This is a genomic window from Candidatus Methylobacter oryzae (assembly GCF_003994235.2).
GTDB classification, from domain to species: Bacteria; Pseudomonadota; Gammaproteobacteria; order Methylococcales; family Methylomonadaceae; genus Methylobacter_A; species Methylobacter_A oryzae.
In genome coordinates, this window is sequence record NZ_RYFG02000087.1 from 1 (window position 1) to 23454 (window position 23454).

The 23454-nt window shown below is 47.0% G+C and carries 22 protein-coding genes; 9 read left to right on the plus strand and 13 right to left on the minus strand.

What is annotated here, in order from left to right; translation table 11 throughout:
• Positions 1-117 precede the first annotated feature (117 nt).
• Entirely contained in the window at positions 118-1314 is a 1197-nt protein-coding gene (tyrS, locus tag EKO24_RS09420; RefSeq protein ID WP_127030002.1) for a tyrosine--tRNA ligase, read from the minus strand.
• A gap of 175 nt (positions 1315-1489) precedes the next feature.
• On the opposite strand from tyrS, the gene EKO24_RS09425 reads away from it, so the two are divergent.
• Positions 1490-3025: a peptidoglycan DD-metalloendopeptidase family protein gene (locus tag EKO24_RS09425; protein WP_127030003.1), complete on the plus strand. Its 1536-nt coding sequence runs from the start codon at positions 1490-1492 to the stop codon at positions 3023-3025.
• Between the two features lie 8 nt (positions 3026-3033).
• Positions 3034-4170: an anhydro-N-acetylmuramic acid kinase gene (locus tag EKO24_RS09430; RefSeq protein ID WP_127030004.1), complete on the plus strand. Its 1137-nt coding sequence runs from the start codon at positions 3034-3036 to the stop codon at positions 4168-4170.
• Positions 4171-4188: 18 nt separating this feature from the next.
• Here EKO24_RS09430 and erpA read toward each other — a convergent pair whose 3' ends face one another.
• From erpA to EKO24_RS09470, 8 genes are all read right to left on the minus strand, one after another.
• Entirely contained in the window at positions 4189-4521 is a 333-nt protein-coding gene (erpA, locus tag EKO24_RS09435) for an iron-sulfur cluster insertion protein ErpA (RefSeq protein WP_127030005.1), read from the minus strand.
• Between the two features lie 63 nt (positions 4522-4584).
• Positions 4585-5616, minus strand: coding sequence for an N-acetyl-gamma-glutamyl-phosphate reductase (gene argC / locus EKO24_RS09440; protein ID WP_127030006.1), 1032 nt, complete (start codon positions 5614-5616; stop codon positions 4585-4587).
• 154 nt (positions 5617-5770) lie between these two features.
• The gene (locus tag EKO24_RS09445; protein ID WP_127030007.1) at positions 5771-5968 is read right to left on the minus strand and encodes a hypothetical protein; all 198 of its coding nucleotides are present in this window, start codon (positions 5966-5968) and stop codon (positions 5771-5773) included.
• Entirely contained in the window at positions 5965-6213 is a 249-nt protein-coding gene (locus EKO24_RS09450) for a hypothetical protein (protein ID WP_127030008.1), read from the minus strand. Before EKO24_RS09450 ends, EKO24_RS09445 begins: the two co-directional genes overlap by 4 nt.
• Positions 6214-6293: 80 nt before the next feature.
• The gene (locus EKO24_RS09455; protein ID WP_127030009.1) at positions 6294-7913 is read right to left on the minus strand and encodes a DUF2357 domain-containing protein; all 1620 of its coding nucleotides are present in this window, start codon (positions 7911-7913) and stop codon (positions 6294-6296) included.
• A 2-nt stretch (positions 7914-7915) separates the two neighbouring features.
• Positions 7916-9073, minus strand: coding sequence for an McrB family protein (locus EKO24_RS23165; protein ID WP_127030010.1), 1158 nt, complete (start codon positions 9071-9073; stop codon positions 7916-7918).
• The gene (locus tag EKO24_RS09465; RefSeq protein WP_127030011.1) at positions 9054-9656 is read right to left on the minus strand and encodes a hypothetical protein; all 603 of its coding nucleotides are present in this window, start codon (positions 9654-9656) and stop codon (positions 9054-9056) included. The genes EKO24_RS23165 and EKO24_RS09465 overlap by 20 nt, the downstream gene beginning before the upstream one ends.
• A gap of 98 nt (positions 9657-9754) precedes the next feature.
• Entirely contained in the window at positions 9755-10588 is an 834-nt protein-coding gene (locus tag EKO24_RS09470) for a hypothetical protein (RefSeq protein ID WP_127030012.1), read from the minus strand.
• Between the two features lie 171 nt (positions 10589-10759).
• On the opposite strand from EKO24_RS09470, the gene EKO24_RS09475 reads away from it, so the two are divergent.
• From EKO24_RS09475 to EKO24_RS09485, 3 genes are all read left to right on the plus strand, one after another.
• Complete coding sequence (locus tag EKO24_RS09475; protein WP_127030013.1) at positions 10760-11812, plus strand: helix-turn-helix transcriptional regulator; 1053 nt, start codon at positions 10760-10762, stop codon at positions 11810-11812.
• A 174-nt stretch (positions 11813-11986) separates the two neighbouring features.
• A complete protein-coding gene (locus EKO24_RS09480) occupies positions 11987-12970 on the plus strand; it encodes an NAD(P)H-quinone oxidoreductase (RefSeq protein WP_127030014.1) in 984 nt (327 codons plus the stop codon).
• Positions 12971-12974: 4 nt separating this feature from the next.
• Positions 12975-13820 (plus strand): sulfurtransferase, encoded by an 846-nt coding sequence (locus tag EKO24_RS09485; RefSeq protein ID WP_127030015.1) that lies wholly within the window; start codon positions 12975-12977, stop codon positions 13818-13820.
• A gap of 243 nt (positions 13821-14063) precedes the next feature.
• On the opposite strand, the gene EKO24_RS09490 is transcribed toward EKO24_RS09485, so the two are convergent.
• Together EKO24_RS09490 and EKO24_RS09495 are read right to left on the minus strand one after the other, a co-directional pair.
• Positions 14064-14657: a Uma2 family endonuclease gene (locus EKO24_RS09490; protein ID WP_127030016.1), complete on the minus strand. Its 594-nt coding sequence runs from the start codon at positions 14655-14657 to the stop codon at positions 14064-14066.
• Positions 14658-14733: 76 nt separating this feature from the next.
• On the minus strand, positions 14734-16083 hold the full coding sequence (locus tag EKO24_RS09495) for a sigma-54 interaction domain-containing protein (protein ID WP_127030017.1): 1350 nt from the start codon (positions 16081-16083) through the stop codon (positions 14734-14736).
• Between the two features lie 183 nt (positions 16084-16266).
• Here EKO24_RS09495 and EKO24_RS09500 point away from each other — a divergent pair, with 183 nt between their 5' ends.
• The 3 genes from EKO24_RS09500 to EKO24_RS09510 all read left to right on the plus strand — a co-directional run bounded on the left by EKO24_RS09500 (position 16267) and on the right by EKO24_RS09510 (position 20711).
• Complete coding sequence (locus EKO24_RS09500; RefSeq protein WP_127030018.1) at positions 16267-17361, plus strand: MBL fold metallo-hydrolase; 1095 nt, start codon at positions 16267-16269, stop codon at positions 17359-17361.
• Between the two features lie 192 nt (positions 17362-17553).
• Positions 17554-18807, plus strand: coding sequence for an NAD(P)/FAD-dependent oxidoreductase (locus EKO24_RS09505; protein ID WP_127030019.1), 1254 nt, complete (start codon positions 17554-17556; stop codon positions 18805-18807).
• A 155-nt stretch (positions 18808-18962) separates the two neighbouring features.
• Positions 18963-20711: a SulP family inorganic anion transporter gene (locus EKO24_RS09510; RefSeq protein WP_127030020.1), complete on the plus strand. Its 1749-nt coding sequence runs from the start codon at positions 18963-18965 to the stop codon at positions 20709-20711.
• A 208-nt stretch (positions 20712-20919) separates the two neighbouring features.
• On the opposite strand, the gene EKO24_RS09515 is transcribed toward EKO24_RS09510, so the two are convergent.
• Positions 20920-21729 (minus strand): ribonuclease HepT family protein, encoded by an 810-nt coding sequence (locus EKO24_RS09515; protein WP_127030021.1) that lies wholly within the window; start codon positions 21727-21729, stop codon positions 20920-20922.
• A 163-nt stretch (positions 21730-21892) separates the two neighbouring features.
• Complete coding sequence (locus EKO24_RS09520) at positions 21893-22939, minus strand: hypothetical protein (RefSeq protein WP_127030022.1); 1047 nt, start codon at positions 22937-22939, stop codon at positions 21893-21895.
• Positions 22940-23045: 106 nt separating this feature from the next.
• Between EKO24_RS09520 and EKO24_RS09525 the strand changes: the two genes are divergently transcribed.
• On the plus strand, positions 23046-23453 hold the full coding sequence (locus EKO24_RS09525) for an HIT domain-containing protein (protein ID WP_127030023.1): 408 nt from the start codon (positions 23046-23048) through the stop codon (positions 23451-23453).
• The last annotated feature ends 1 nt before the right edge of the window (position 23454 follow it).

Genomic DNA, 23454 nt, shown 5'->3' on the forward strand with positions numbered 1-23454 from the left:
TATAACCGACTTAACCTGCTTGTCAACCCCAGCGTTCATTATTGCGGAACCCCAAGGCTGTCTTTCGCAACATCGGCCCCGAAAGAGCCGCACATTCTACGCCCTTCCTGCTATTCGTCAAGCTTTTATTTTCACTCTTGCAAACTTTCTTTTTCCAACTTGGTATATATGTTTAGCACCAACCGGAATCTCTAATTTCTGATCAGAAACTTTCTCTCCGTCAATCTTTACCGCACCTTGTTTTATCATGCGGATTGCCTCTGATGTACTTTCCGTTAAGCCCGCATCTTTTAATAGATTCGCTATCCCATAACTCGAACTATCGCACTTTAATTCCAGTTCATCCATTTCATCAGGCATTGCGCCGCGCTGAAATCTGGCTTCAAAGTTTTCCAATGCTTTAACAGCAGCGGATGAATCATGAAATCTTTCTATAATTTCCTGAGCCAATTTCACTTTATAGTTTCTTGGATTTGCACCTTGCTTGCATTCTTCTGCCCATAACTTTATTTCAGTCATAGGGCGAAAGCTCAACAATTCGAAATAACGCCACATCAACTCATCAGATATGGACATTAATTTTCCAAACATATCATCGGCAGAGTCAGCTATACCAACATAGTTATTAAGGGACTTAGACATTTTCTGTACGCCATCCAACCCTTCCAAAATAGGCATAGTTATGACAACTTGAGGTTTCTGTCCAAAAGCTTCCTGCAATTGCCGCCCAACCAGCAGGTTAAACTTTTGATCCGTACCACCCAATTCGACATCCGCCTTCATCGCGACCGAGTCATAGCCCTGAATCAACGGATATAAAAATTCATGTATCGCTATGGGCTGACTCCCCTTGAAACGTTTATTAAAGTCATCTCGCTCCAGCATTCGGGCCACAGTATGTTTTGCAGCCAGTTGAATCAGATCCGCTGAAGACATCGCATTCATCCAGCTTGAATTAAACATCACCAGCGTTTTAGTCGGATCAAGAATTTTGAATATCTGCTCTTCATAGGTTTTTGCATTCTCAATTACTTCATCCCGAGTCAACGGTTTACGCGTTGCATTTTTACCGGTTGGATCACCTATCATGCCGGTGAAATCACCAATCAGAAACAACACCTCATGCCCCAACTCCTGAAATTGTTTTAATTTATTAATTAAAACCGTATGGCCTAAATGCAAATCGGGAGCAGTCGGATCAAAACCGGCTTTAATCCGAAGAGGCCGCCCCTCTTCGAGCTTTTTAATCAACTCCTGTTTAACTAAAACTTCGTCAGCCCCTCTCAGAAGGTGCTCCAGTACGTCCTCTTGCAATTTCTTTCTCCAGTTATCTATAAATTTTTTTATTATAGAGTTATTAGCTTCTCCATTGAATAAAACTTTTATCTAACCTAATATTGGTAAAAACCTCAAAACCACTTAGAATAAATCTGTAAATCTATTAAGTCTTTTCTGATTTATCCAATTTTCAATTACTTAGCATAGCCTAGTGAAAAATAGAATCTATACCTCTTTGCTCTTTGGAATTAGCATAGCCTTTTCAATAACCGGTCATACACAAACAAAATCAGTAAAGAAACCTACAACAACCAAAACTATTTCTGCTACGCCCTCAAAAACCACTGATAAAAAATCCACAGTCGCAGTAAAAAGCAACCAAAGCAATAAAAAAACACCCGCTTTACCAGCACACTCTACTGAAAAAAAAACCGCAACCTTACCTAAGCAGAGCACCGTAAAAAAAGTTGTTGAAACCACTAAAGCTAATACCAAAAATCAGCCAATCGTCTCCGCCAAACAGAAAAATAATAAGCAACTATCAATCACTAAATCCGCTGAAAAAAAACAAACCTCTGTTGCATCTAACAAAAAGAACGATAAGCAAACTATTAGCTCACCCAAGTTGAGTCAAAAGACCAAAGATAAAGATATTGCTTCTATAGATTCTTCTACTAGAAAACACACGGTTATTTCCTCCAAATCAATTGAATCGACATCCGTAAAACTTACCAACTATAAAAAGTCCGATAAAAACGCTTCGACTGATTTAGACCTGGAAAATACCGAATCGGATCCGGTCGCCGATTCAATCCGCGATAAAGCATTCCGCCCAATTCCAATTGATCGCCCACAGCCTAAAAAAATCAATACCGCTCACGTATCTATTGAAACCTCTTTATTCCTTGACGGACTTGAAGCAGACCTATCAAAAGAGCTTATTTTGCAGCTTACCGAAATTTTTGCATGGGACATCGATTTTGCAACGAACTTACGTCCCGGCGACGAGTTTACAGTTGTTTACGGAAAAAAAATGGTCGGCGGTAAAGAAACCGATATCGACGAGATTATTGCAGCTGAGTTTATTAACCAAGGAAGACCTTACACAGCTGTCAGGTATGTAGATGAATCGGGAATTGCAAGTTATTACACGCCCGATGGACAATCCATGCAAAGGGCTTTTTTGAGTGCCCCGGTTGACTTTATAAAAATCAGCTCTCCTTTTGATATGCATCGCAAGCATCCTATCCTCAACAGAATCCGCGCCCATAAAGGCATTGACTATGCAGCCAGAACCGGCACGCCTGTAAAAACAACCGGCGACGGAATCGTTACTTTCTGCGGTCGAAACGGCGCTTACGGACAAGTCGTCATAATCGAACATAACGATCACTATGAAACACTTTACGCGCATTTGTCCGACTTCAAAAAAGGCTTAACGGTTGGCGATCATGTCAAGCAGGGAGACGTTATTGGCTATGTCGGTCAGTCCGGCTTGGCTACCGGCCCTCACTTGCATTATGAGTTTCACGTCGATGGGATTTACCGCGATCCGGAAACAGTCAAAATACCGCACTCAATGCCTATCAGTAACGAGTTACTGGCTGACTTTAAAGCTCAAACCCAAACGTTTGTCGCGCAACTTAACCAAGCAAAAGCCCAAAGTCTATTTGCCGAAACTCCCCCGGCAATTGTTCCAAGCAACGCCTTGCCTCCGTCACCGGCGCAACCATCTCATTTCGATTAATGACAATAATGCCTGAACTTTATATCGGACTCATGTCCGGAACCAGCCTGGACGGAATTGATGCCGCACTTGTCGATTTTACGGACGATAAAGTCCAGCTTGTCAGTTTTGAATACCAGCCTTTCCCCGCCGACATTCAAAACGCGATTCAACGGCTCAGCAAGCCCGACTCGCTAATCTCTCTCAAAGAATACGGAGCAATGGACGCCCGACTTGGCCATTTATTCGCGGATATTGTTAACATACTGCTTAGCAAAAACAGCATTTCCCCATCCTCGGTCAGTGCTATCGGCAGCCACGGCTTAACCGTTTACCATGCGCCGGAGATCAAATTTCCGTTTTCTTTGCAAATTGCCGATCCCAATGTCATTGCCGAACTTACCGGCATTACTACCGTGGCAGATTTCAGGCGCCGGGATATTGCCGCCAAAGGTCAAGGCGCCCCACTGGTTCCGGCTTTTCATAAGGCGGTATTTCATCACCCGGATGAGCACCGCTGCATAGTCAATATCGGCGGCATCGCAAATATTACCGTACTGTCTAAAGATCCGTCGACGGAAGTCATCGGCTTTGATACCGGCCCCGGCAACACACTGATGGATCTATGGATCAAGCTACAACAAAACCAGTCTTATGATAGAAACGGAGCTTGGGCCAAAAGCGGAAAAATCGACTATGGCTTGATTGATACTCTCAAAAAAGACTTATATTTCAACGCCGCCCCGCCTAAAAGCACCGGCAAAGAATATTTTTCACTGCCCTGGCTATATCAGTACTTTGACGCATTCAGCTACAGAGCAGAAGATGTACAAGCCAGTTTATGTTTTTTAACGGCGGTAACGATTTGCGATGCGATAAAAAAACACGCGCCGGATACTGGGCGCGTCTTAATTTGCGGCGGCGGCATGCATAACGATTACTTGCTGGAACTTATCCGGCAGCAACTTGAATGTCCTGTTGAATCAACCGAGTCGTACGGACTGCATCCCGATCACGTTGAGGCCGTGGCTTTTGCGTGGTTAGCCAGACAAACGCTAAACAGTCGGCCCGGTAATCTAAAAGAAGTAACCGGAGCTGTTAAATCCGTCATTCTTGGCGGCATTTATCCGGCAAACAAAAAAGGCGGCATCCTGCCGCCCGAATAGGGGGAACAATAAATGGATTTACGCTGAAAAAGACGACCCGCAACCGCAAGTCGTAGTTGCGTTAGGATTGCGAATAACAAACTGTGCGCCGGATAAATCTTCTTTATAGTCGATTTCAGCGCCGGTTAAATACTGAATACTCATCGCATCAATCAATACCGTGACGCCGCCGTTCTCAACGCAGGTGTCATCTTCATTGACTTCCTCGTCAAAAGTAAAACCGTATTGAAATCCCGAACAACCGCCACCTGAAACATAAACTCTCAGTTTCAGATTATCATTGCCTTCCTCGGCGATTAACTCGCTTACTTTAGAAGCGGCGCTGTCAGTAAAAATTATCGGATTAGACATATATTTAGCACTGTAAAATGGAGTTGAATGAATTATGACTATACCTATCTTTTTAGTCAAGAATTATGGGTACAAGGCAATTGTCTTTAAGCCTAGATCTTCTTTTAGCCCGAACATCAAGTTCATATTTTGCACTGCCTGTCCTGCCGCCCCCTTAACCAGATTATCAATGACCGACAGCACCACGATAGTGTGGCCGCTTTGGGGTTGATGAATCGAAATCTGGCAATTATTGCTCCCCCTAACATTGCGGGTATCGGGATGAGAGCCTTGCGGCAAGACATCAACAAAAGCTTCATTCGCATATCTTTTTTCATACAAAGCCTGCACGTCATCCAGGCTTCCGGCCACTTGACCATATAACGTAGCATGTATGCCCCGGATCATCGGCGTTAAATGCGGTACGAAGGTCAACCCGACCGATTTGCCTGCCACTAGTTCCAACCCCTGACTAATCTCCGGCAAGTGACGATGCCCGCTAACAGCATAAGCTTTAAAACTCTCGCCGGTTTCGCTCATTAACGTCGCCAGCTCCGCTTTACGCCCTGCCCCGCTGACGCCCGATTTAACATCGGCGATTAAATGCTTAACATCGATCAAATCGTTTTCAAGCAACGGAAAAAATCCCAATTGCACCGCAGTAGGATAGCAACCGGGGCAGGCAATCAGATTAGCTTTCCTGATCGCCTCGCGATTCACTTCCGGCAAACCGTAAACAGCCTCAGCAATCAGATCGGCACAGGCGTGCTCCATACCGTACCATTTACTCCACTCCTTGGCATCTTTCAGCCTGAAATCGGCGGACAGATCGATGACTTTTACGCCGCGAGCCAGCAACTGTTCCGCCATCAGCATTGCAGTGCCGTTCGGCGTCGCGAAAAACACCACATCACATTCAGCCAAGGTCTCGACCTCGGGCAAGCTAAATTCGACATCGATAGAACCGCGCAAACTGGGATAAAGCGCATCCACCCTAACGCCCGCATCGGCTCGCGAAGTGACGACTGTCACCTCAACTTCCGAATGCAACGCCAAAATCCGCAATAGCTCAACACCGGTATACCCGGTTCCGCCCACAATACCTGCACGAATCATCTGTTTTACCCTACCCACAACTTTGTTTATGAAAATAACTGGCGCATATAATAACCGCAACCCAGCTTATTGACGATGTTGTAACTATGTCGCTTTCTGAACAGATGATTGCGCTTGACACCAGCATTTTAAAACCGGCAAAACGCATGACTGCTCAATCCCGAGAAACTTTTCGTGCCTTTAACTCCACAGGCGCATCCTCGCCGACGGCGATAGGCTCTCCTTCAGACCAAAATACCGCATATTGTCCCAGTCGCCGCTTGCGATCCAGTGCCTTTGTAACAGCCAGACGCAGACAGTCGAGCATAGCTTGCGCTTCCTGATTGGGAGTTAGGGGTATTTGAATACTCATGGCTGAGCCTCTTGTTGCAAAAGTTGAAAGAATTCATGATGAAATACCAGCCGCTGCTTAGCGTTTTGGTGAAATACCAGTTCAGGCACTTTATCGTTATTCATGAAACAAAATGTCTGGTCGGCCAAAGGGGAAAACAGCTGAAGAAGATTATGCAGGCTACGCGGAAAGCGTCGGGCAATGTCGTCTGCGGGAATATCATGTCCGCCGTGAACAACACGTTCCGCAACACGCAAGCGCGACATTTACGCATTGGGCAAGGCCTAGGTAGATCAACCCGCCCCACCCATCGCTAGCCTTATTAATAGCTAATCACAAAGATGAGTTAAGACAAAAATACTTGGATAAGTGTATCTAATTCCTGTTGATAATTCCCAGGTGTTAAGGCGATTGCCCCAATACCTTTGTAGCTAGTATCAGCTTCACCGAAACAAGGGTATTTCTCAAGTTTATCGGCTTTCTGACCAGGATATAGCGCGTAAGCGCCCCACACATTATTGATAGCGTCTCGGTAAGCATGCATTTTTATGAGATCATCACTTTTTGCGTCATCCTTATTTTTGTCAATTTTATATTTGGCATCCAAAATCAGTTTGCGGCTACCTTGGCAAATCATAATATCAGGTCTTAATTTAAGCGACGAATAGCCACTCAAACCATCAGGCGCCAATTGACCGGGATCGGAACCGCGACAGTCTTTATCATAATAAAGACCGATATTATCGCCATAATCAAGCCATAAGCCCGCTTCTAATACAGTCTCTTCCTGATGATTGAACCATGTTATTGTTTTTGGCTGACGCTGCGATAATACCCGTTCAATGGCGCGCTTAACTTGGAAAAAACACCAATATTCGTAGAGCTTCGGTACATCTTTAAGTTCTATCAGCCTATCAAAACGAAATGCCGAGCATGTGTAACGTGTGGCAAGCTGCAACAAGGAATACAATTTGAACAAGTGGCTGTAACCATCACGCTTCTGTAAAACCATGGAATGGCTCGGTATATGCTGGAGATTGCCGACCGTTTGCCAAAGTGGATTTTGACTGAAATGCTCCAACTCTTGCACCAGCATTTTCAAGTCATCCTGAAGTTCCGGATTGAGAAAACTCTTTTTAACATTAAATTGACGCAAGCGGCTCAGTAAATCGCCGATAAAGAATTTAATGAATCGATTTTCCGGTGTATCGTGATCAACTCTACGATGGCATTCGGCTAATTCAATCGGAAACAAATGACGACCGGACAACGCCGCAGTGCGTCTGGCAATGGAGGAATTTTCCAACGAGTGACCAGGACGTAGTTCAGCAAGTGCGGATGAATTGCTAAATAGGGTGACAATACTCGTCAAATCTATCTGCCGCGCCAATTCAACGGGTGTTGTTTGCCGGATAGCTTGTAAACGGTGATGCGGATTACGGCAAATCAATTCGGCAATATGTTGTAAGTTCGGCGATGAATTCAGCAAAAAATGCTTGATAAAAAGAATTTGCAAATATAAAGGATCGTTACCGCTTTTTTCCTTACAACCGCTACTACCAACCGTTTGCTGAAAACTGAATATCAGATTGGCATACTCATCGCACAGTTCATGCAGCATCGCATCGAACTGATCTTCACTTATTTTTGTATTAATGACTCTTATCTGGAATCCGGCAAAACGGGATAAGCCAACATAATTTTTAAAGTTAATCCGGAAAACATTATCCGACAAGCGCTCGAAAAACTTGTTTAACTTATCCTTTTCTTGCAAGTAATCTTTCTGATGCTCTAATTCAAGAGGGATCTTATTTTTGTCATAAAACTTTAAATACCATGTTTCCAGTTCATTTATTTCTATAAGATCGGAAGATTGTTCGATATTACCCAGATCCTCCATTTCCGGGAACTCCGGTATTTCTGCCGAGAGTAATACCGCTTTATAGTTAGGGCTATAGTAATGCATTGTTATTGGATAAAACTGGTGTAACCGTCCTGCTCAAGCTGTTTCAACATAACCTCTAATTTTTTGGAGCTACGGTTATAGCTTTTATCATCACAAAGTGTTTTTAATGCCGTTAATGATTCCAGTAATTTGCCTTGGGTGCCATGAAACTTCGGCAGAATTTTTTGTAGAATCTGTATATCTATAGCTTCGCTTCTATGTTGTTCGCCAACCAAATCATCAGATAAATTAATGAAACGGGCAAATTCGTTAGCTACACGATAACCAAAATGAAGATTGCTTTTTTTAAGCTCCTTATGAATGTCATCAATTTCCTTTTTCGCCCGACAGTCATTGACATCTTGAAAATGACAAAATGCGCGGCGATTCTCTTTATCGAAAATATTGTTTATTTTTTCTATATTGGCCTCCATCAAACGAAATTGACTGACGACCGCCTGATTCCCGGGCAGTAAATTAACTTCATTAAACTCAATTACATTCGCCCTATCCAATACTTTAGGACTGAACATATAGGTTGACTCATCAATATTAACCGTGCCGGTAAAATAAACATTATCGGGAATATGAAGTGCTCGCGGAATTTCTGTACCGTCCGCATCTCTGACGATGCCGTGGTCATCACTATCTTGCTGTTTACCATCATGTAAATGCAGCTTTTCGCCCTTTTCACTACCCATTGTTCGGCTTTCCATAATGCTAAGAAAATCCGCGAAGTAATATTCAACTTTGGCTAAATTCATCTCATCCAGGATAATAAAATAAGGTTTTTCCTGATTTTCTTCTTTAGCCGCTTCGAGCAAAAGACGCAAAATTGGTGTGGACGAATAAGCTTGTTCAAGAATATTGTAATACCCCAGAATGCCACGGTTATCCAGCCAATCGGGGCGTACCGGTACGAAGGCTATGCGTCGTTCGCGCTCTTCTTCTGTGCAGTCTTGACACATATAATCGGCAAATAACTGGGCAATTTTGGTTTTACCTGTGCCGGAAATGCCGGATAACATCACAAATGGCTTTGTGGCTAACGAGAGAACGTAGCGGGTAATAACTTCTTCAGGGAAATTAAATCCTTTGGATGCAAAAAAACCAAAAATATTTTTTAGATCATATTCCACATCAATCTCTCCGGTATCAGGATTAAAGTCCTTGATTTTCATCTTCCAATTTCCATTCAGATATTTTATCTTTTAAAGTAGTTTCCCAATCGCTTTCAAATCTGCTCGTATCATAAGAATTTTTTATAAAATCACAAATTGACACTAACGTTACTTTTTCACCGGATTTTTTTAAATTGTTACAAGCATCATTGAAAATTTTGCGAGTAACTCCATTGTTTTGTAAATTCAAAGTTACAATCTGATTGTCCAAATTTGTATCTGAATGGTTAGTTCCATGGTGCCCCTCAAAAGCTTCCATTACTTTATCGTACACGGTTATAGCATGCGTATAACTACTAAAAAATTGTTGCAATACGCCCTGTTGTTTTAACGTACAAAAATACCGATATACTCTTTTCGCAAAAACATCATTGACAAAGTTTTCCTTACTACCTTTGCGGCCGTTGCGCACAATATTGCTGGCTTTAATTTCATAAAAATAAGCTATCGCCTCAGGCCACCACGGCAAACGGTAACAGGGGGCAAATGGATATGTAAGTTGAGCTTGGCCAAGACGGTATTCTTTGGCATTTCGTTTACATTCGGCAAGAAAGTCATCAGCCATTTCTTTATAAGATTGCATAAAATTTCTCCGTTAAGTTAAGATTTATTTCATTAAAGTGAAAAAGCTTGATCCTTGATCATAAATCTAAGCGGCAGATATATACTTTGCTTTTATTTTCAAGCAAACAAACACTCCATCAACAAAGGATCAAATTCCGCACGATGCGCATTGATTGCCGCTATGAACGACCGCACCCAGCGATAAAGCTTGGGACTATCGTATAACACTTCGACATCTATATCCGCTCGATGGTAAGCCCGTTTTTGAGTCAGTTTGGCGGCCTTCATAACGTCCCCCTTACCGATATATTTTTCAAGTTGTTTCAAGAATGCTTTCGCCCGTTTTTCCTGATTCATAAAAAGCTGCATAAAAACAATCTGATCATATAAAGATTGACTTTCGGCCAAGAGTAAACACAGGCACAACGGTTTCATGATTTTCATTTTGTGATAGTAAAAACGAGCCATGCGTAACCATTCCCTGTCATTCAATAAATCCTCTGTTTTAGCTTTTCTCAGGGCAGTTTTAATTATTCCCGCCAAATCCAGGCCGCTTTTAGCCTGATTGGCTATAACCGATACAATCACAATATTATCGGGACAGTAGCCGAGCGTATTGTCCACGCGATCAACCGACCAATCGGTGGCATTATTTTCCGCAAAGGTGAACGGTAACAGTGTTATTGGGCAACGGCCTTTGCTTTCCTCAAGTTTTGCAATTAAATCCTGTGTCGAGATTGATACCTCTAAGCCCTTAACTAAGGCGCGATCACGAAGGGTCATTAGTTTTTTCTCATAGAGATCAGGCTTTCTCTGGGATACTTTTTGCATTTTTGCCGCTTCATAACCATAGCGGATTTGCTGGCGCTGGTTGTCCTGGAATCTCGAAATATCCAAAGGTAAATCGTAGCGATAATGATCAAAACCGATTTCAAATGCTAAACTTGACATAGCTGCCTTCCTAAAGAATGTAATGGTTAATTTTGTTAAACAACTCTTTATTTCTGACTCGGGACGTAGTTTACTTCACCACCCTTACAAAATGCGTAAGGGTTAGCAATACCTGATAAAAAACAGCTATTGATTCAATATCTTGTAAAACATTCTCCAGGAAGTTCTATTGTGCCGGGTCAAAAATCACAAGCCACTCTTCAACGGCGATTGCAGGTATTGGAAAGCATTCGCAAGCTGAGCGGGCGTTCAGCGCGGTGGGTGACTGTTTCCGAAATCGTCAACGATTTAAAGAAACAAGGCTATGAAGTTAGCGTACCCAATATCCGCCGTGACTTAAAATCATTACTGGAAACTCATCAGCAGCTTGAATGTAACGACAATAGCAACCAGGATGGAGAACCGAAAAACGGTTTGGCTCACGGCTACCGTTGGGCCGGTAGGGATAACCCAACCGGCTGCGGAATCACCTTGCCCGAAGCCTTATCATTAGTCATGGTTGAACGCTATCTCAACCAATCCTTACCGGTATTACTTACGCGCTCCCTGCACGACATTTTCAATAAGGCCCATCAGACTCTGGAACTGCACAAAAAGAACCAGATTACCCAGTGGCCGGAAAAGTTTTGTGTTATCCAACCGACGCAACCCTTGATTCCGCCAACACTCAATCAGGAAATCTTAGGGAGCGTTCATGAAGCGTTATTGAACGAAAAACAATTAAGAGTGACTTACCAAGCCCCCAATCGACCGGAGGCAAAAGAATACCGCTTGCACCCTTTGGGTTTAATTCAGCGCGGCCCGGTCACGTACCTTGCCGCAATGGCTAATGATTATGAAGACCCTTATTTATATGCGTTGCACAGAATGCAAGCGGCTCAAATATTGGAACAAGACTGCCGCCACAAACCGGCGTTTAATTTAACAGAATTTTCAGCGAAACAAGGCCACTTCGGTTCCGCTGCCGCCATCCATCTAAAAGCACGAATTTGCGATCATTTGGCGTTAATACTTGAAGAAACACGCTTAAGCGAAGACCAAATAATAAGCCCGGCCAATGAATCAGGTTTCCGGGAAATTACCGCTGCTGTTTCCGATACCTGGCAATTACGATGGTGGATTTTAGGGCAATGTGATCGTATTGAAGTGCTTGAACCGGAAGCATTGAGGCTGGAAATTGCCGAGTCGGTTTCAAAATGCAATCAACAGTATTTATCGAAATAGAAATATATGCAGCCTTTGTAATTAACTATCCATTGGCTGTTCAATCGTGAAAAATGCGCTTCATGCCGCAATACATATACACTATCCGAATCGCGTCCCTGCCCAATTTAAGTTAGCATCTCAATAACTGGAGCATATAATAATCGCCCCCAGCTTATTAACGATGTTGTAACCATGCAACTACCCGATCAAATGATTGCGATTGAAATTGACAACGGTGTTTTAAAACCGGCGCAACGCGTCCTCCCAACACCATCGGCAAACCAAGTTTTAATTAAAGTCTCCGCAGCCGGCGTCAACCGCCCGGACATAATGCAGCGTCAAGGCCTGTATCCGCCGCCTGCCGGTGCTTCCGATATTCCGGGACTTGAAATCTCAGGCACCATCGTGGCATTGGGCGACAACATCAGCCATCTACATGAAGGCGACAAAGTATGCGCACTGGTCACCGGCGGCGGTTATGCCGAATACTGCCTGGCCTCGGCAGCCTTATGCCTGCCGCTGCCCAACGGGCTGTCATTTATAGAAGCCGCCGCGTTGCCGGAAACGTTTTTCACCGTCTGGAGCAACGTTTTCGACCGCGCCCGCCTGCAACCCGGCGAAACGTTGCTGGTGCACGGCGGCTCCAGCGGCATCGGCACGGCGGCGATACAACTGGCCAAAGCTTTCGGCACCAACGTCATCGTCACCGCCGGCACAAAAGCCAAATGCGACTTCTGCCGGCAACTCGGCGCCGGCGCAGCCATTAATTACAACGAACAGGATTTCGTCGAAGAGATAAAACGACTTACCGACAACCAAGGCGTTGACGTCATCCTAGACATGATCGGCAGCGACTATTTCCCGCGCAATCTCAAATGCCTTGCCGACGACGGGCGGTTGGTGCAAATCGCGATACAACAAGGCGTCAAAGCCGAAATCAACTTGTGGTCGGTGATGGTCAAACGCATCACGATCACCGGCTCGACGCTACGCGCCCGCGACGACGCGTTCAAAGCCGCAATCGCCGCTAATTTATTGGAAAAAGTCTGGCCTTTATTAGAATCAAAAAAAATCAAACCGGTTATATATTCAACTTTCACGCTGACCGAAGCCGCCCTAGCCCATCAACTGATGGAAAGCAGCCAACACATCGGCAAAATCATTTTAACGGTATAAAAACATGGCTTACACCACGCTCATTTCTGCTCAAACGCTGAATCAAAACCTGAACAATCCTAACTGGATCGCCGTCGATTGCCGCTTTTCGCTGGCCGACACCGAAGCCGGCGCGAAAGCCTACCGGCACGGCCACATCCCCAACGCCCACTACGCCCACCTCGATAAAGACCTGTCGTCGCAAATCACCGATTTTACCGGACGTCATCCGTTGCCAAACTTTAGTTTATTGGCAAAAAAACTCGGCGATTGGGGCATAAGCAACAACAGCCAGGTTGTCGTTTACGACGATGCCGGCGGCGCGTTTGCAGGACGCTTCTGGTGGCTGCTACGCAGCCTGGGCCACGACCACGTCGCGGTGCTGGACGGCGGCATCAAGCAATGGCAAAAACAAGGCTTGCCGGTCACGACAGCATTGCCAACCATTAAACGCGCGGTGTTCAGGCCGTACCTGAACGACAACGTCTGGCTGAGCGCGGCCCAGGTGCGCGACGGCTTGGCCGCAAAAACTATTTGCCTGATCGACGCCAGAACGCCGGAACGCTACCGCGGCGAACAAGAACCTATCGACCCGGTTGCCGGCCATATCCCCTACGCATTAAACCGCGCCTTCCAATTAAACTTGGACCGCAACGGCCTGTTTTTAGCGCCCGAACAATTACGCCAACAATTCAAGCAACTGATCGACTCGGTAGATTCCAAACAAGTCGTGCATTACTGCGGCTCCGGCGTCACCGCCTGCCACAACCTGCTGGCAATGGAACACGCCGGCCTAAGCGGCTCAAAACTGTATGCCGGCTCGTGGAGCGAATGGATCAGGAATAAAAACCGGACGGTTGCAAGAAACTGATAAGGATGTAGTCATAAATAACATCCTTTTTCACCGAGAGAGTTGGGGGACTCGCTTGTCAGGTGTCGGCGGCAGGGAGGCCGCCGCCAAGCCTACAGGGAAGTATTCACGGTGTCCTAACAAGCGAGTACCCCAACCCGCTCAAGTCGGGACGTTATTTGAAGCCAGACACTAAGCAATATAAAAGAAGCGGCTCCTCAACTCTTAAGACTCGATCTCTGCGCGAAGAGCCGGCTTCTTTTCTTATCCATCTAATTCTGCCGGCCAATGATCCGAAACCTTATCGTAAACCTCACGCAAACTTAAAACACAATCGATGCTTTGCAGCGGAATAGCGGCATCAAGCTCCGTTGCTTCCGTCAATATCCAAGCGTCGCCTTGCCGCAAATAACGCTCGATGCTCGGCCGGTCTTGCGTAACCAGCAGGTACTCACGCAACGTCGGAATTTTACGGTAATGCGCGAACTTGCCGCCCCGGTCATAGGCTTCGGTGGACGGCGACAGCACTTCAACCAACAACGTCGGGTTCAGCAGCGTATCGACATGCGCATCCTCGAATTGCGGCTTATCGCAGACGACCACGATGTCGGGGTAATGATAGCTACGCGCTTCGGCCGCTTTGACGCGCATGTCGCTCAGATAGGCTTCGCACGGACGTTTTTTGAGCTGGTTGCCCAATTCCCGCCCAATATTAAACGCTATCAGATTATGCTCGCGGCTCGCGCCGGTCATTGCATAGATCTGACCGTCATGGAATTCGCTTTTAATTTCGGCGCTACGTTCCAGCATTAAATATTCTTCGGCGGTATAGTAAGTTGGCGTAAGTACAGCTGACATAAATCACCTCGACAAAGAAAAATTACTTATTAAAAATCAATCATATCATAGCGTTTAAGCGCCACATGAAGAGTATTTAGACGCCGTAAACCTTACGCTTGCGCCAAAACGTCGCCCGGCTCATGCCCAGCGAGCGAGCGGCCTCGGATACTCGGCCGCTGTTTTGTTCCAACGCTTGGCGAATTGCGGCAGGCTCATCAACCCGCGGCGAGGGTAAGTTCTGCGCGGGCTGCGGCTCAACATTACGCGTCTCTCTAAATTCAGGCGGCAGTTCGGAACAGCGTAAGGTCGAGCCCCGGCCTACCGCGAACGCGTATTCGACGACATTATGCAGTTCGCGGATATTGCCGGGCCAGGCGTAATCCAGCAAAGTGCGCATCGCTTGCGGATCGATTTTCTCGATTTTCCTGAAATTCGCGGCATTATGCTGCCGGATAAAATGCCAGATCAGCAAGCTTATATCTTCGCGCCGTTCCCGTAACGGCGGAATAAAAATCGGCACGACCCTAAGCCTATACATCAAATCCTCGCGGAAACGGCCGTTTTTAACTTCCTCCCGCAATGAACGATGGGTCGCCGCAACAATACGCACATCGACATCAAACGAACGGTCGCCGCCAACCGGAATATAGTTTCTTTCCTGTATCACCCGCAGCAGCTTGGCTTGTAATTCAAGCGGCAACTCAGCGACTTCGTCCAAAAACAAGGTCCCGCCATGCGCGCGCTGGAATAGTCCGCTGTGATCTTTAACCGCGCCGGTAAAAGCGCCGCGCACATGACCGAACAACTCGCTGTCCAGCAAGCTACTGGATAAAGCCGCGCAATTGATCGCCAGGAAAGGCGCATTGCGGCGGGCGCTCAGATCGTGAATGGCCTTGGCAACCAACTCCTTGCCGGAACCGCTCTCGCCCCTGACCAATACCGTGGCTTCGGTTTCTGCGGCATTTTGGATAATCTGGAAAACCGCCTGCATGGCCGGCGACCGGCTTAACAAGCCTTGAAAAGCTTGCTTGTCGGATTTAGGGGCTTCGCTGACTACAGTCGAGCCGACCAATCGCTCCGAAACAGAAAACAGCAATCCCAAACCGCCGGAAAAAGCACCCTGTTGATCATATAAAGCTTGAGTCATTTTGTTCAACTCAAGTTCTTGCCCGTCAGCCCGAATTAACTTTATGAGTTGTTTTTTATGGTCGTCGCCCTCAGTAATGGCGTATTCTTGCAAGCAGGGCTTGCCTGTAACGTTCCCGGATTTCAATCCCGATAACTGCTCAGCGCCTCGGCTCCAGTGAATAACCTGTTGATCCCGGTTAACAATATACAGACCTGCAACATCGCAAAGATCGAGCATTTTAAAAAACAACGACTGCAACGGCTGTTGTGCCAACCAGTCGGATAAAGGTTCGAAAAACTGTTGCGTTTGTTTCATAGACGTTTCACCGAATCAGGCTAATGTTTCACTGAAACAATATATGAAACAAGCGACAGGAGCAAGGGGCAAAGTTAAAGGTTTATAATCCTTGGACCTTGAGCCTTTTACCTTGAGCCTTATTTTTTGGCACAGGCCTTGCTATACCCCTGATATACCTCATCACCAAACCGGAGACACAATATGTTATTCAAACAATTATTCGATCAGGAAACCTGGACCTACACTTATTTGATCGCTGATCCGGTCAGCAAGGACGCGGTCCTGATTGACCCGGTCAATACGCACATTGACGAGTATATAGAACTGCTGGCCTCTCGCGGACTGCAATTGAAATATTCGCTGGAAACCCACGTCCATGCCGACCACATCACCGCCAGCGGGCTGCTGCGCCAACGTCTGGGCGCGCAAACCGCAGTCAGCGGACTATGCGGCGCCGAGAACGCCGACATTCAAATTCAGGACGGCGATATTTTTAAATTTGCGGGCGACGAACAAATCAAAGTTATCGCGACGCCCGGCCATACGCGCGGCAGTGTTTCGTTTTTATGGCGCGACCGTTTGTTTACCGGCGACTCTTTATTAATCGGCGGTTGCGGACGCACCGATTTCCAAAGCGGCGATGCCGGAGCGCTTTACGACTGTATCACGCAACGCCTGTTTACGTTGCCGGATGAAACATTGGTCTATCCGGGCCACGATTATCAACAACGCTGGGTCAGCTGCATCATGCAGGAACGGACCGCCAATCCGCGCTTGGCAGGCAAAACCCGTGAACAGTTTATTGAAATCATGAACAACCTGAACCTGCCCAAGCCCCGGTTGATTGATGAAGCCGTACCCGCCAACCGTTATTGCGGCTTGGATGAAAATGAGCGCCAGGATGCGGTAGCGCTGAGGGACGCTACGCTGCCGGTCCGCGCTACGACAAAAACCGAAGATATGGTCGCCGCCGCCAAACAACAGATCGTTGAAATCGATGTCGCCAAAGCAAAACAACTGCTGGCAGAAGGCAACATCGTGCTGATCGATACGCGCGAAGAGAGCGAGTACGCGGCCGGGCACGTTGAAGGAGCATTACCGATACCGCGCGGCATGCTGGAATTCAAAATCGGCAACCAGCCCGAATTGTCCGACAAATCGAAAGCTGTGCTGGTCTATTGCCGCCTGGGCAATCGCTCGGCATTGGCGGCGCAAACCATGCAGCAATTAGGTTACACTAACGTGCTGTCCATGGCCGGAGGGTTCGAGGCCTGGAAAAAAAGCCAAACATCTTAAGACATTATAAAGCTGAGTTGAGCAGGCTTGTCTGCTCAAACGAAACTTATGCCCTCTGGGTATAAAGCTGAGTTGAGCAGCTTACCTGCTCAACCCCTACTTATGCTCTTTGAGTATAAACAATTAAAAAGGGAACGGTTATACGCGGCCAAAGTCACGTAACCGCTCTTAACCACAAATTGCGAGGAATTTATGACAAACCGACACCATACCGTACTTATCATAGGCGGCGGCGCAGCCGGCGTCTCCGTTGCGAACAACATGCGTCGCCAAAATTCTGAAATCGATATTGCAATCGTTGAACCGTCCGAAGTCCATTATTATCAGCCGGGCTTTACCATTGTCGGCGGCGGCGCTTATACCTTGAAAGAAACCATACGCAATGAAGCCGACCTGATTCATCCATCGGTCACCTGGATCAAGGATTATGCGGAAACGTTTCAACCGGACGACAACAACGTCACCTTACGCTCCGGCGATACGATCGGTTACGACTACCTGGTCGTCTGCCCCGGCCTGCAACTGGATTGGGACAAGATTGAAGGACTGAAAGAAACACTGAACAAAAACAATGTTTGCAGCAATTATTCGGCTGAAACGGTCGAATACACCTGGGAATGTATCCAAAATATCAAGGAAGGCAACGCCTTGTTTACCCAACCGCCGATGCCGATCAAATGCGCAGGCGCTCCGCAAAAAATTATGTACCTGGCAGCCGATCGTTTCCGCAAAAGAGGCACGTTGGACAAATTCAATATTGAATTTTTTAACGCCGGTCCCGGCCTGTTCGGCGTACCGTTTTTCGCCAAAGCCTTGAGTAAAGTCGTGCAAAGTTACGGCATCAAGACCAATTTCAACCATAACCTGGTCGCCATCGACGGCCCGGCCAAAATTGCGACGTTCGAAGTTACCGACAGCGAAGGCAACAAGGAAAGGATTACTCGTGAATTCGACATGATTCACGTCACCCCGCCGCAAAGCGCGCCGGATTTCATTAAAAAAAGCCCGCTTGCAAACGCGGCAGGCTGGGTCGACGTAAACCCCAACACGCTGCAACATAATAAATACAGCAATATTTTCGGCCTGGGCGACGCCGGCTCGACGCCTAACGCGAAAACTGCCGCAGCGGTGCGCAAACAAGTGCCGGTCGTGGTTGACAATATTCTTAGCCTGAAAAACAGCAAAGATGTCCAAGGCGGCTATGACGGTTACGGCTCGTGCCCGCTAACCACCTCGTTAAATACAGTCATGCTGGCAGAGTTTGCCTATGACGGCAAAGTAACGCCTTCATTTCCGCTGCTGGACCCACGGAAAAACCGCTGGATCTGGTGGTGGGGCAAGACCACCGGCTTCCCTTGGCTGTACTGGCACTTGATGATCAAAGGCTATCGCATTGATATTCCGCACTTAGCAAGCTATGCCGAGCGTTTTATGAAAGAAGAATAAATTATTAGGCGAAAGGCGAAAGACAAAAAGCTAAAAACCCGCTTTATACCCAAAGGGTATAAGTTTCGTTTGAGCAGACAAGCTGCTCAACTCAGCTTTAGACCCTATGTCCTTTGCCTTTCATCCTTTTGTCCTTTGCCTTTCGTCTTTCGCCCATGCCTCATTCAAAATCCAATAATTTACGCTTAATAGAATTCTTTCCGATTACAGGCTGGCTAAAATCCTACACTCGCCAGGAACTTAACAGCGACTTATTCGCCGGCACCATCACTGCTATTTTGTTGGTCCCGCAAGGCATCGCCTACGCGATCATGGCCGGCTTGCCGCCTCAACTTGGACTCTACGCCAGCATCCTGCCGCCGGTAACGTATGCACTGTTCGGCACCAGCCGTACGTTGTCGGTCGGGCCGGTTTCGATTGCCGCAATCATGATTGCCAGCGCGTTATCCGCACCGGAAATCAGCGCGCTGGGCAACCCGGTGCAAAGCGCGCTTATGCTGTCGGCGGAAAGCGGCATCATCATGTTATTGATGGCGCTGTTGCGAATGGGCGGGCTGGTGAATTTTATCAGCCATCCGGTGCTGACCGGCTTTACCAGCGGCGCTTCGCTGTTGATTATCGGCAGCCAATTGCCGCAATTGTTAGGCCTAAAAGCGCCGTCATGCGGCGTTGAACTTGCCTGCTACAGCGAATATCTTGCAGGCATAGTACCGGCCACTTTATTGATCGGCCTGATTGCGATCGGTTTATTAATATTTTTCGGCAAGCCGCTGGTTTTCATACTTAAAAATGCCGGCATGCAACCTTACTTAATCACTGCGATCAGTAAATGCGGGCCCTTGTTGACGATCATGCTGGCAACGCTTGCGGTCGCTTATTTTGACCTGAAGGCTCAGCAACATATCGCCGTAGTCGGTAACGTTCCGTCCGGCTTCCCGAAATTGAATTTTGATTTTTCTCCGATTGAAAAATGGTACGCACTACTGCCCTACTCCGGCTTTATCGCACTGATTGCCTATATCGAAAGCGTTGCGATTGCCAAAGTTACGGCCAATTTCAGGGGCGAAAAAATCGTCCCGAACCAGGAGTTGATCGCTCTAAGTATCTCCAACCTGACCGCCGCCGTTTCCGGCGGAATGCCGGTAGCCGGTGGCTTTAGCCGCACGATGGTCAATTTTGCGGCCGGAGCGCGCACGCAAATGGCGATGTTGATTGCCGCCGCGATGCTTGCTTTAGCGGTCATTTTCTTTAGCCCGTGGTTTGCAAACATTCCTAAAGCGGCGTTGGCGGCTATCATTCTGGTTGCGATCATTCCGTTGGTGAAACTGAGCGACATTATCCATACCTGGCGTTACGACCGCGGCGACGGCATCGCCGAAGCCGCCACCTTATTGGGCGTTTTGGTCTACGGTATTGAAGAAGGCATCATGCTGGGCATTATCCTGACGCTGATCAGCCACTTGCGTAAAACCAGCCAGCCGCATATCGCCGTGGTCGGGCGCATACCGGGCACGGCGCATTACCGCAATATCAAACGCCATCAAGTGGAAACCTGGCCTCATTTGCTGCTGCTGCGTATCGACGAAAGCATCACTTTCGCCAATATCAATTATATCGAGGAGTTCATCAACGCCGAACTTAGCCGGCAACCGGACCTTAAGCATATCGTACTGATTTTCGCATCGATCAGCGACATAGACACCACGGCGTTGGAGATACTGGAAAACCTGAACCATAGCTTGCAAGCGGCGAAAATCACTTTGCATATTTCGGAAGCGAAAGGTCCGGTACTCGATAAGCTTGAAAAAACCGACTTCATTAAACAGCTGCAACCCGGCAAGGCGTTTTTCCATACCGAGGATGCGGTTAGGGAGCTGAGTAAGGATGGGGCGTTATCGTTATAAGGAGCTCATGCACCATGAAGACACGAAGGACGCGAAGCTTTTTATTCTTCGTTCTTTTCGGGGTAAAAGTTATTTTGAAAATCCGATAAACGCCAGTAAGGCGAACCCTGCTTCCAAGTGCCGCAGGCTGGGTTGAATGCAATGAAACCCAACATTGGTGACATTTGGGCTGGGTTTCGCTATCGCTATCGCTATTGCACTCTACGAATTACGCCTTACCGCGTGTCATATCCACATTAGCGAGCCACAACCTATGCTGTCGTGTCGCTGAGCGAAGCGAAATCCGCATCAGGTGTGCGACGACAAACGGCGAGGCACCAGTAATAAACAGTTCTCTACAGCAGTTAATGCCTTTATCAGTGAGTTGACCACTTCTGTTAATCTGGTTGGGATGGCCGGGTTCTAACTTTATAAGCAGGCCAGATTGCTTCAATACTGAAATCATAGCATTGGCTTGTTCAACCTCAGTTCGAGCGGCGATAGCTTGCCGCCGAATTTTACGTTCAAGGATGGCCAGTTCTTCAGAGTAGGCTCGCTCGGCCGCTTCAAACTGAGGACCACGAAAGGAAACCGAGAGCACAAATTTCTGCCTCATCTGAGAAGAAAGCTTTTTATGAAAATAAAGCACCCTCTTAAGTACGCCGTTTTGATACCGAACATCATCAGGAAGACGTATAGACAGATATCGACCGACATCACTAGTTAAGTCATGCATCTGGTGAGCAATAAGATTTCGATAGTCGATGAGCTCTTGCAACTCATCTGATTCACATTTAGTTAGAACTCCAGCATCGACTAATATTTCGAAAGCCTTTTTATGCAGCCGCTTAGTTCCGTCCGGAAGCCGGTCACCTCCGGCATAACGACGCAATAGATCAGTAGCACGAATCGATTCCACGATAAACTGTTTGAGGTCTTCGACATAGAACAGCACCAACACCATTTCCAGAGCCCGCCGTTTCAGATCGTTTTTCTCCAGGGCGCTGAGGCGGTTACCACGCGGATAGTATTCTTTCATAAACTTACTGCCAATGGATCAAACGATAGAACACAACGAGATGTCACCAGTCGATCAACAATAAACAACGCTAATCAACCGGCACATAGTACATAAATTATGCAATGTCATTTCACAATTATGAACTCCGACAGTCGTTCCTCTCTTCGTGGTAAAAACGTAACTACCTCGAAAACCCGATAAACCGCCGGTAAGGCGAACCCTGCTTCCAGGTAAACGCTTCGGTGTAGTAATGCATTAAGGCCAAATAACCCAGCACTCCCAGGGTCACCGCTTTGTTGATCTCAATATCGAACAGGTAACGGGTCAAAGCATTGACCGCCTCGTCGCCGTATGACTGCAACACAAAGGTCAGCGCAAACGAGGCTAGCGGCAGGACGACAAATATCGGCAAATGTATAAGTGCCGCAGAGCGATAGATAAAGTTACGCGGCTGGCGACGATGTTTGTTGTAATCGTGCACAACGTAAAAAATATACGCCGTTGCATCGTGCACCAGTCTCGGCACCAGAATCGCGAAAAAATAATATTGCTGCACGAAAAGATAAAAACTGCTCAGCACCAGCAGCACATTGGCCCACAGAAAATAGCGGCCCGACGTCGACGTCTGGTAGCGCTCGCATAATAAGGCGCAAGCAACCAATCCTCCGCATAAACTGCCGGCAATCAGTTTTATCCACTCGACCTGTTGCGGCTCCAGACTGTTTTTCAGGAAAATGCCGATATAAACAAATAAACCCGCCGTGACGCTAAGCCACAGCAGCAGGTAAAACGCCCAATCCGGCAAGCGGTACAGGCTGCGCCCCACGCCCAACTGCTGCTTCAGCACATGGTAAACAGTCCAGGCGGCGACCGTGACATATAAAACCTTATAGGGAATGAACAAGCTGCCGATGCCGAAAACGGCAATGATCGCTGCCGTCATCAAGACGATTTTCAGCTTATACAATTTCAGGTATTCGGTATTGCTGGCCAATAGGATCGAGCTGGCGACAATATGCGGCGTACCGAAAATGACTTGGAACAATAGAAACTGCTTCGGGCTGCTGGGCAAATTCTGCTGTAAAAACCCGTGCCAGAACCAACCGTCGAATAACTGTAACGACAGGCATAACGGGATAATCGTGTACAACCCCAGCAATAACCGGTACGAGACGGTCAACCGGTTATCGTTAGGTATCTCTTGAGCTGAAATGGCCTGGGCAGACATAAAGCTATCCTCCTATTATTGTTATATTCTCAGCCAAAATATTAAGTTAAACTGATTATTTAACCATTTTCAAGCATTGCTTTTAGTTTTTCGGATAGACAAAATCATGACATTTCAGCTACATCCGCGTCTGGAACAGGATTGCATAAGCATCGGCCGTTTCGAGTTATGCCGCTTATTAATGATGAACGACAGCCAGTATCCCTGGTTCATTTTGGTGCCGGAACTGGCTGATGTACGGGAGATTTACCAGTTGAACAAAGCGGACCGCGAATTGCTGGCCGAGGAATCCAATTATTTGGCCGAAAACCTGGCGACGCTTTATCAAGCGGATAAAATGAATATTGCGGCGATAGGCAATATGGTTCCGCAACTGCATATTCATCATATTGTCCGCTACCGGACCGATAAAGCCTGGCCGGCGCCGGTGTGGGGAAGGTTTGACGCCGTTCCTTATACGGAACGGCAAATTACAGAGAATTTAGCTCGCGTTAAAGCTCAGCTGGGAATGTAAA

What these genes read in the sequence shown, in the direction of transcription:
- EKO24_RS09430 (WP_127030004.1), top strand. Translation starts at nt 3,034, where the DNA reads ATGCCTGAACTTTATATCGGACTCATGTCCGGAACCAGCCTGGACGGA.
- erpA (WP_127030005.1), bottom strand. Translation starts at nt 4,521, where the DNA reads ATGTCTAATCCGATAATTTTTACTGACAGCGCCGCTTCTAAAGTAAGC.
- argC (WP_127030006.1), bottom strand. Translation starts at nt 5,616, where the DNA reads ATGATTCGTGCAGGTATTGTGGGCGGAACCGGGTATACCGGTGTTGAG.
- EKO24_RS09445 (WP_127030007.1), bottom strand. Translation starts at nt 5,968, where the DNA reads ATGAGTATTCAAATACCCCTAACTCCCAATCAGGAAGCGCAAGCTATG.
- EKO24_RS09450 (WP_127030008.1), bottom strand. Translation starts at nt 6,213, where the DNA reads ATGTCGCGCTTGCGTGTTGCGGAACGTGTTGTTCACGGCGGACATGAT.
- EKO24_RS09455 (WP_127030009.1), bottom strand. Translation starts at nt 7,913, where the DNA reads ATGCATTACTATAGCCCTAACTATAAAGCGGTATTACTCTCGGCAGAA.
- EKO24_RS23165 (WP_127030010.1), bottom strand. Translation starts at nt 9,073, where the DNA reads ATGAAAATCAAGGACTTTAATCCTGATACCGGAGAGATTGATGTGGAA.
- EKO24_RS09465 (WP_127030011.1), bottom strand. Translation starts at nt 9,656, where the DNA reads ATGCAATCTTATAAAGAAATGGCTGATGACTTTCTTGCCGAATGTAAA.
- EKO24_RS09470 (WP_127030012.1), bottom strand. Translation starts at nt 10,588, where the DNA reads ATGTCAAGTTTAGCATTTGAAATCGGTTTTGATCATTATCGCTACGAT.
- EKO24_RS09480 (WP_127030014.1), top strand. Translation starts at nt 11,987, where the DNA reads ATGCAACTACCCGATCAAATGATTGCGATTGAAATTGACAACGGTGTT.
- EKO24_RS09485 (WP_127030015.1), top strand. Translation starts at nt 12,975, where the DNA reads ATGGCTTACACCACGCTCATTTCTGCTCAAACGCTGAATCAAAACCTG.
- EKO24_RS09490 (WP_127030016.1), bottom strand. Translation starts at nt 14,657, where the DNA reads ATGTCAGCTGTACTTACGCCAACTTACTATACCGCCGAAGAATATTTA.
- EKO24_RS09495 (WP_127030017.1), bottom strand. Translation starts at nt 16,083, where the DNA reads ATGAAACAAACGCAACAGTTTTTCGAACCTTTATCCGACTGGTTGGCA.
- EKO24_RS09500 (WP_127030018.1), top strand. Translation starts at nt 16,267, where the DNA reads ATGTTATTCAAACAATTATTCGATCAGGAAACCTGGACCTACACTTAT.
- EKO24_RS09505 (WP_127030019.1), top strand. Translation starts at nt 17,554, where the DNA reads ATGACAAACCGACACCATACCGTACTTATCATAGGCGGCGGCGCAGCC.
- EKO24_RS09510 (WP_127030020.1), top strand. Translation starts at nt 18,963, where the DNA reads ATGCCTCATTCAAAATCCAATAATTTACGCTTAATAGAATTCTTTCCG.
- EKO24_RS09515 (WP_127030021.1), bottom strand. Translation starts at nt 21,729, where the DNA reads ATGAAAGAATACTATCCGCGTGGTAACCGCCTCAGCGCCCTGGAGAAA.
- EKO24_RS09520 (WP_127030022.1), bottom strand. Translation starts at nt 22,939, where the DNA reads ATGTCTGCCCAGGCCATTTCAGCTCAAGAGATACCTAACGATAACCGG.
- EKO24_RS09525 (WP_127030023.1), top strand. Translation starts at nt 23,046, where the DNA reads ATGACATTTCAGCTACATCCGCGTCTGGAACAGGATTGCATAAGCATC.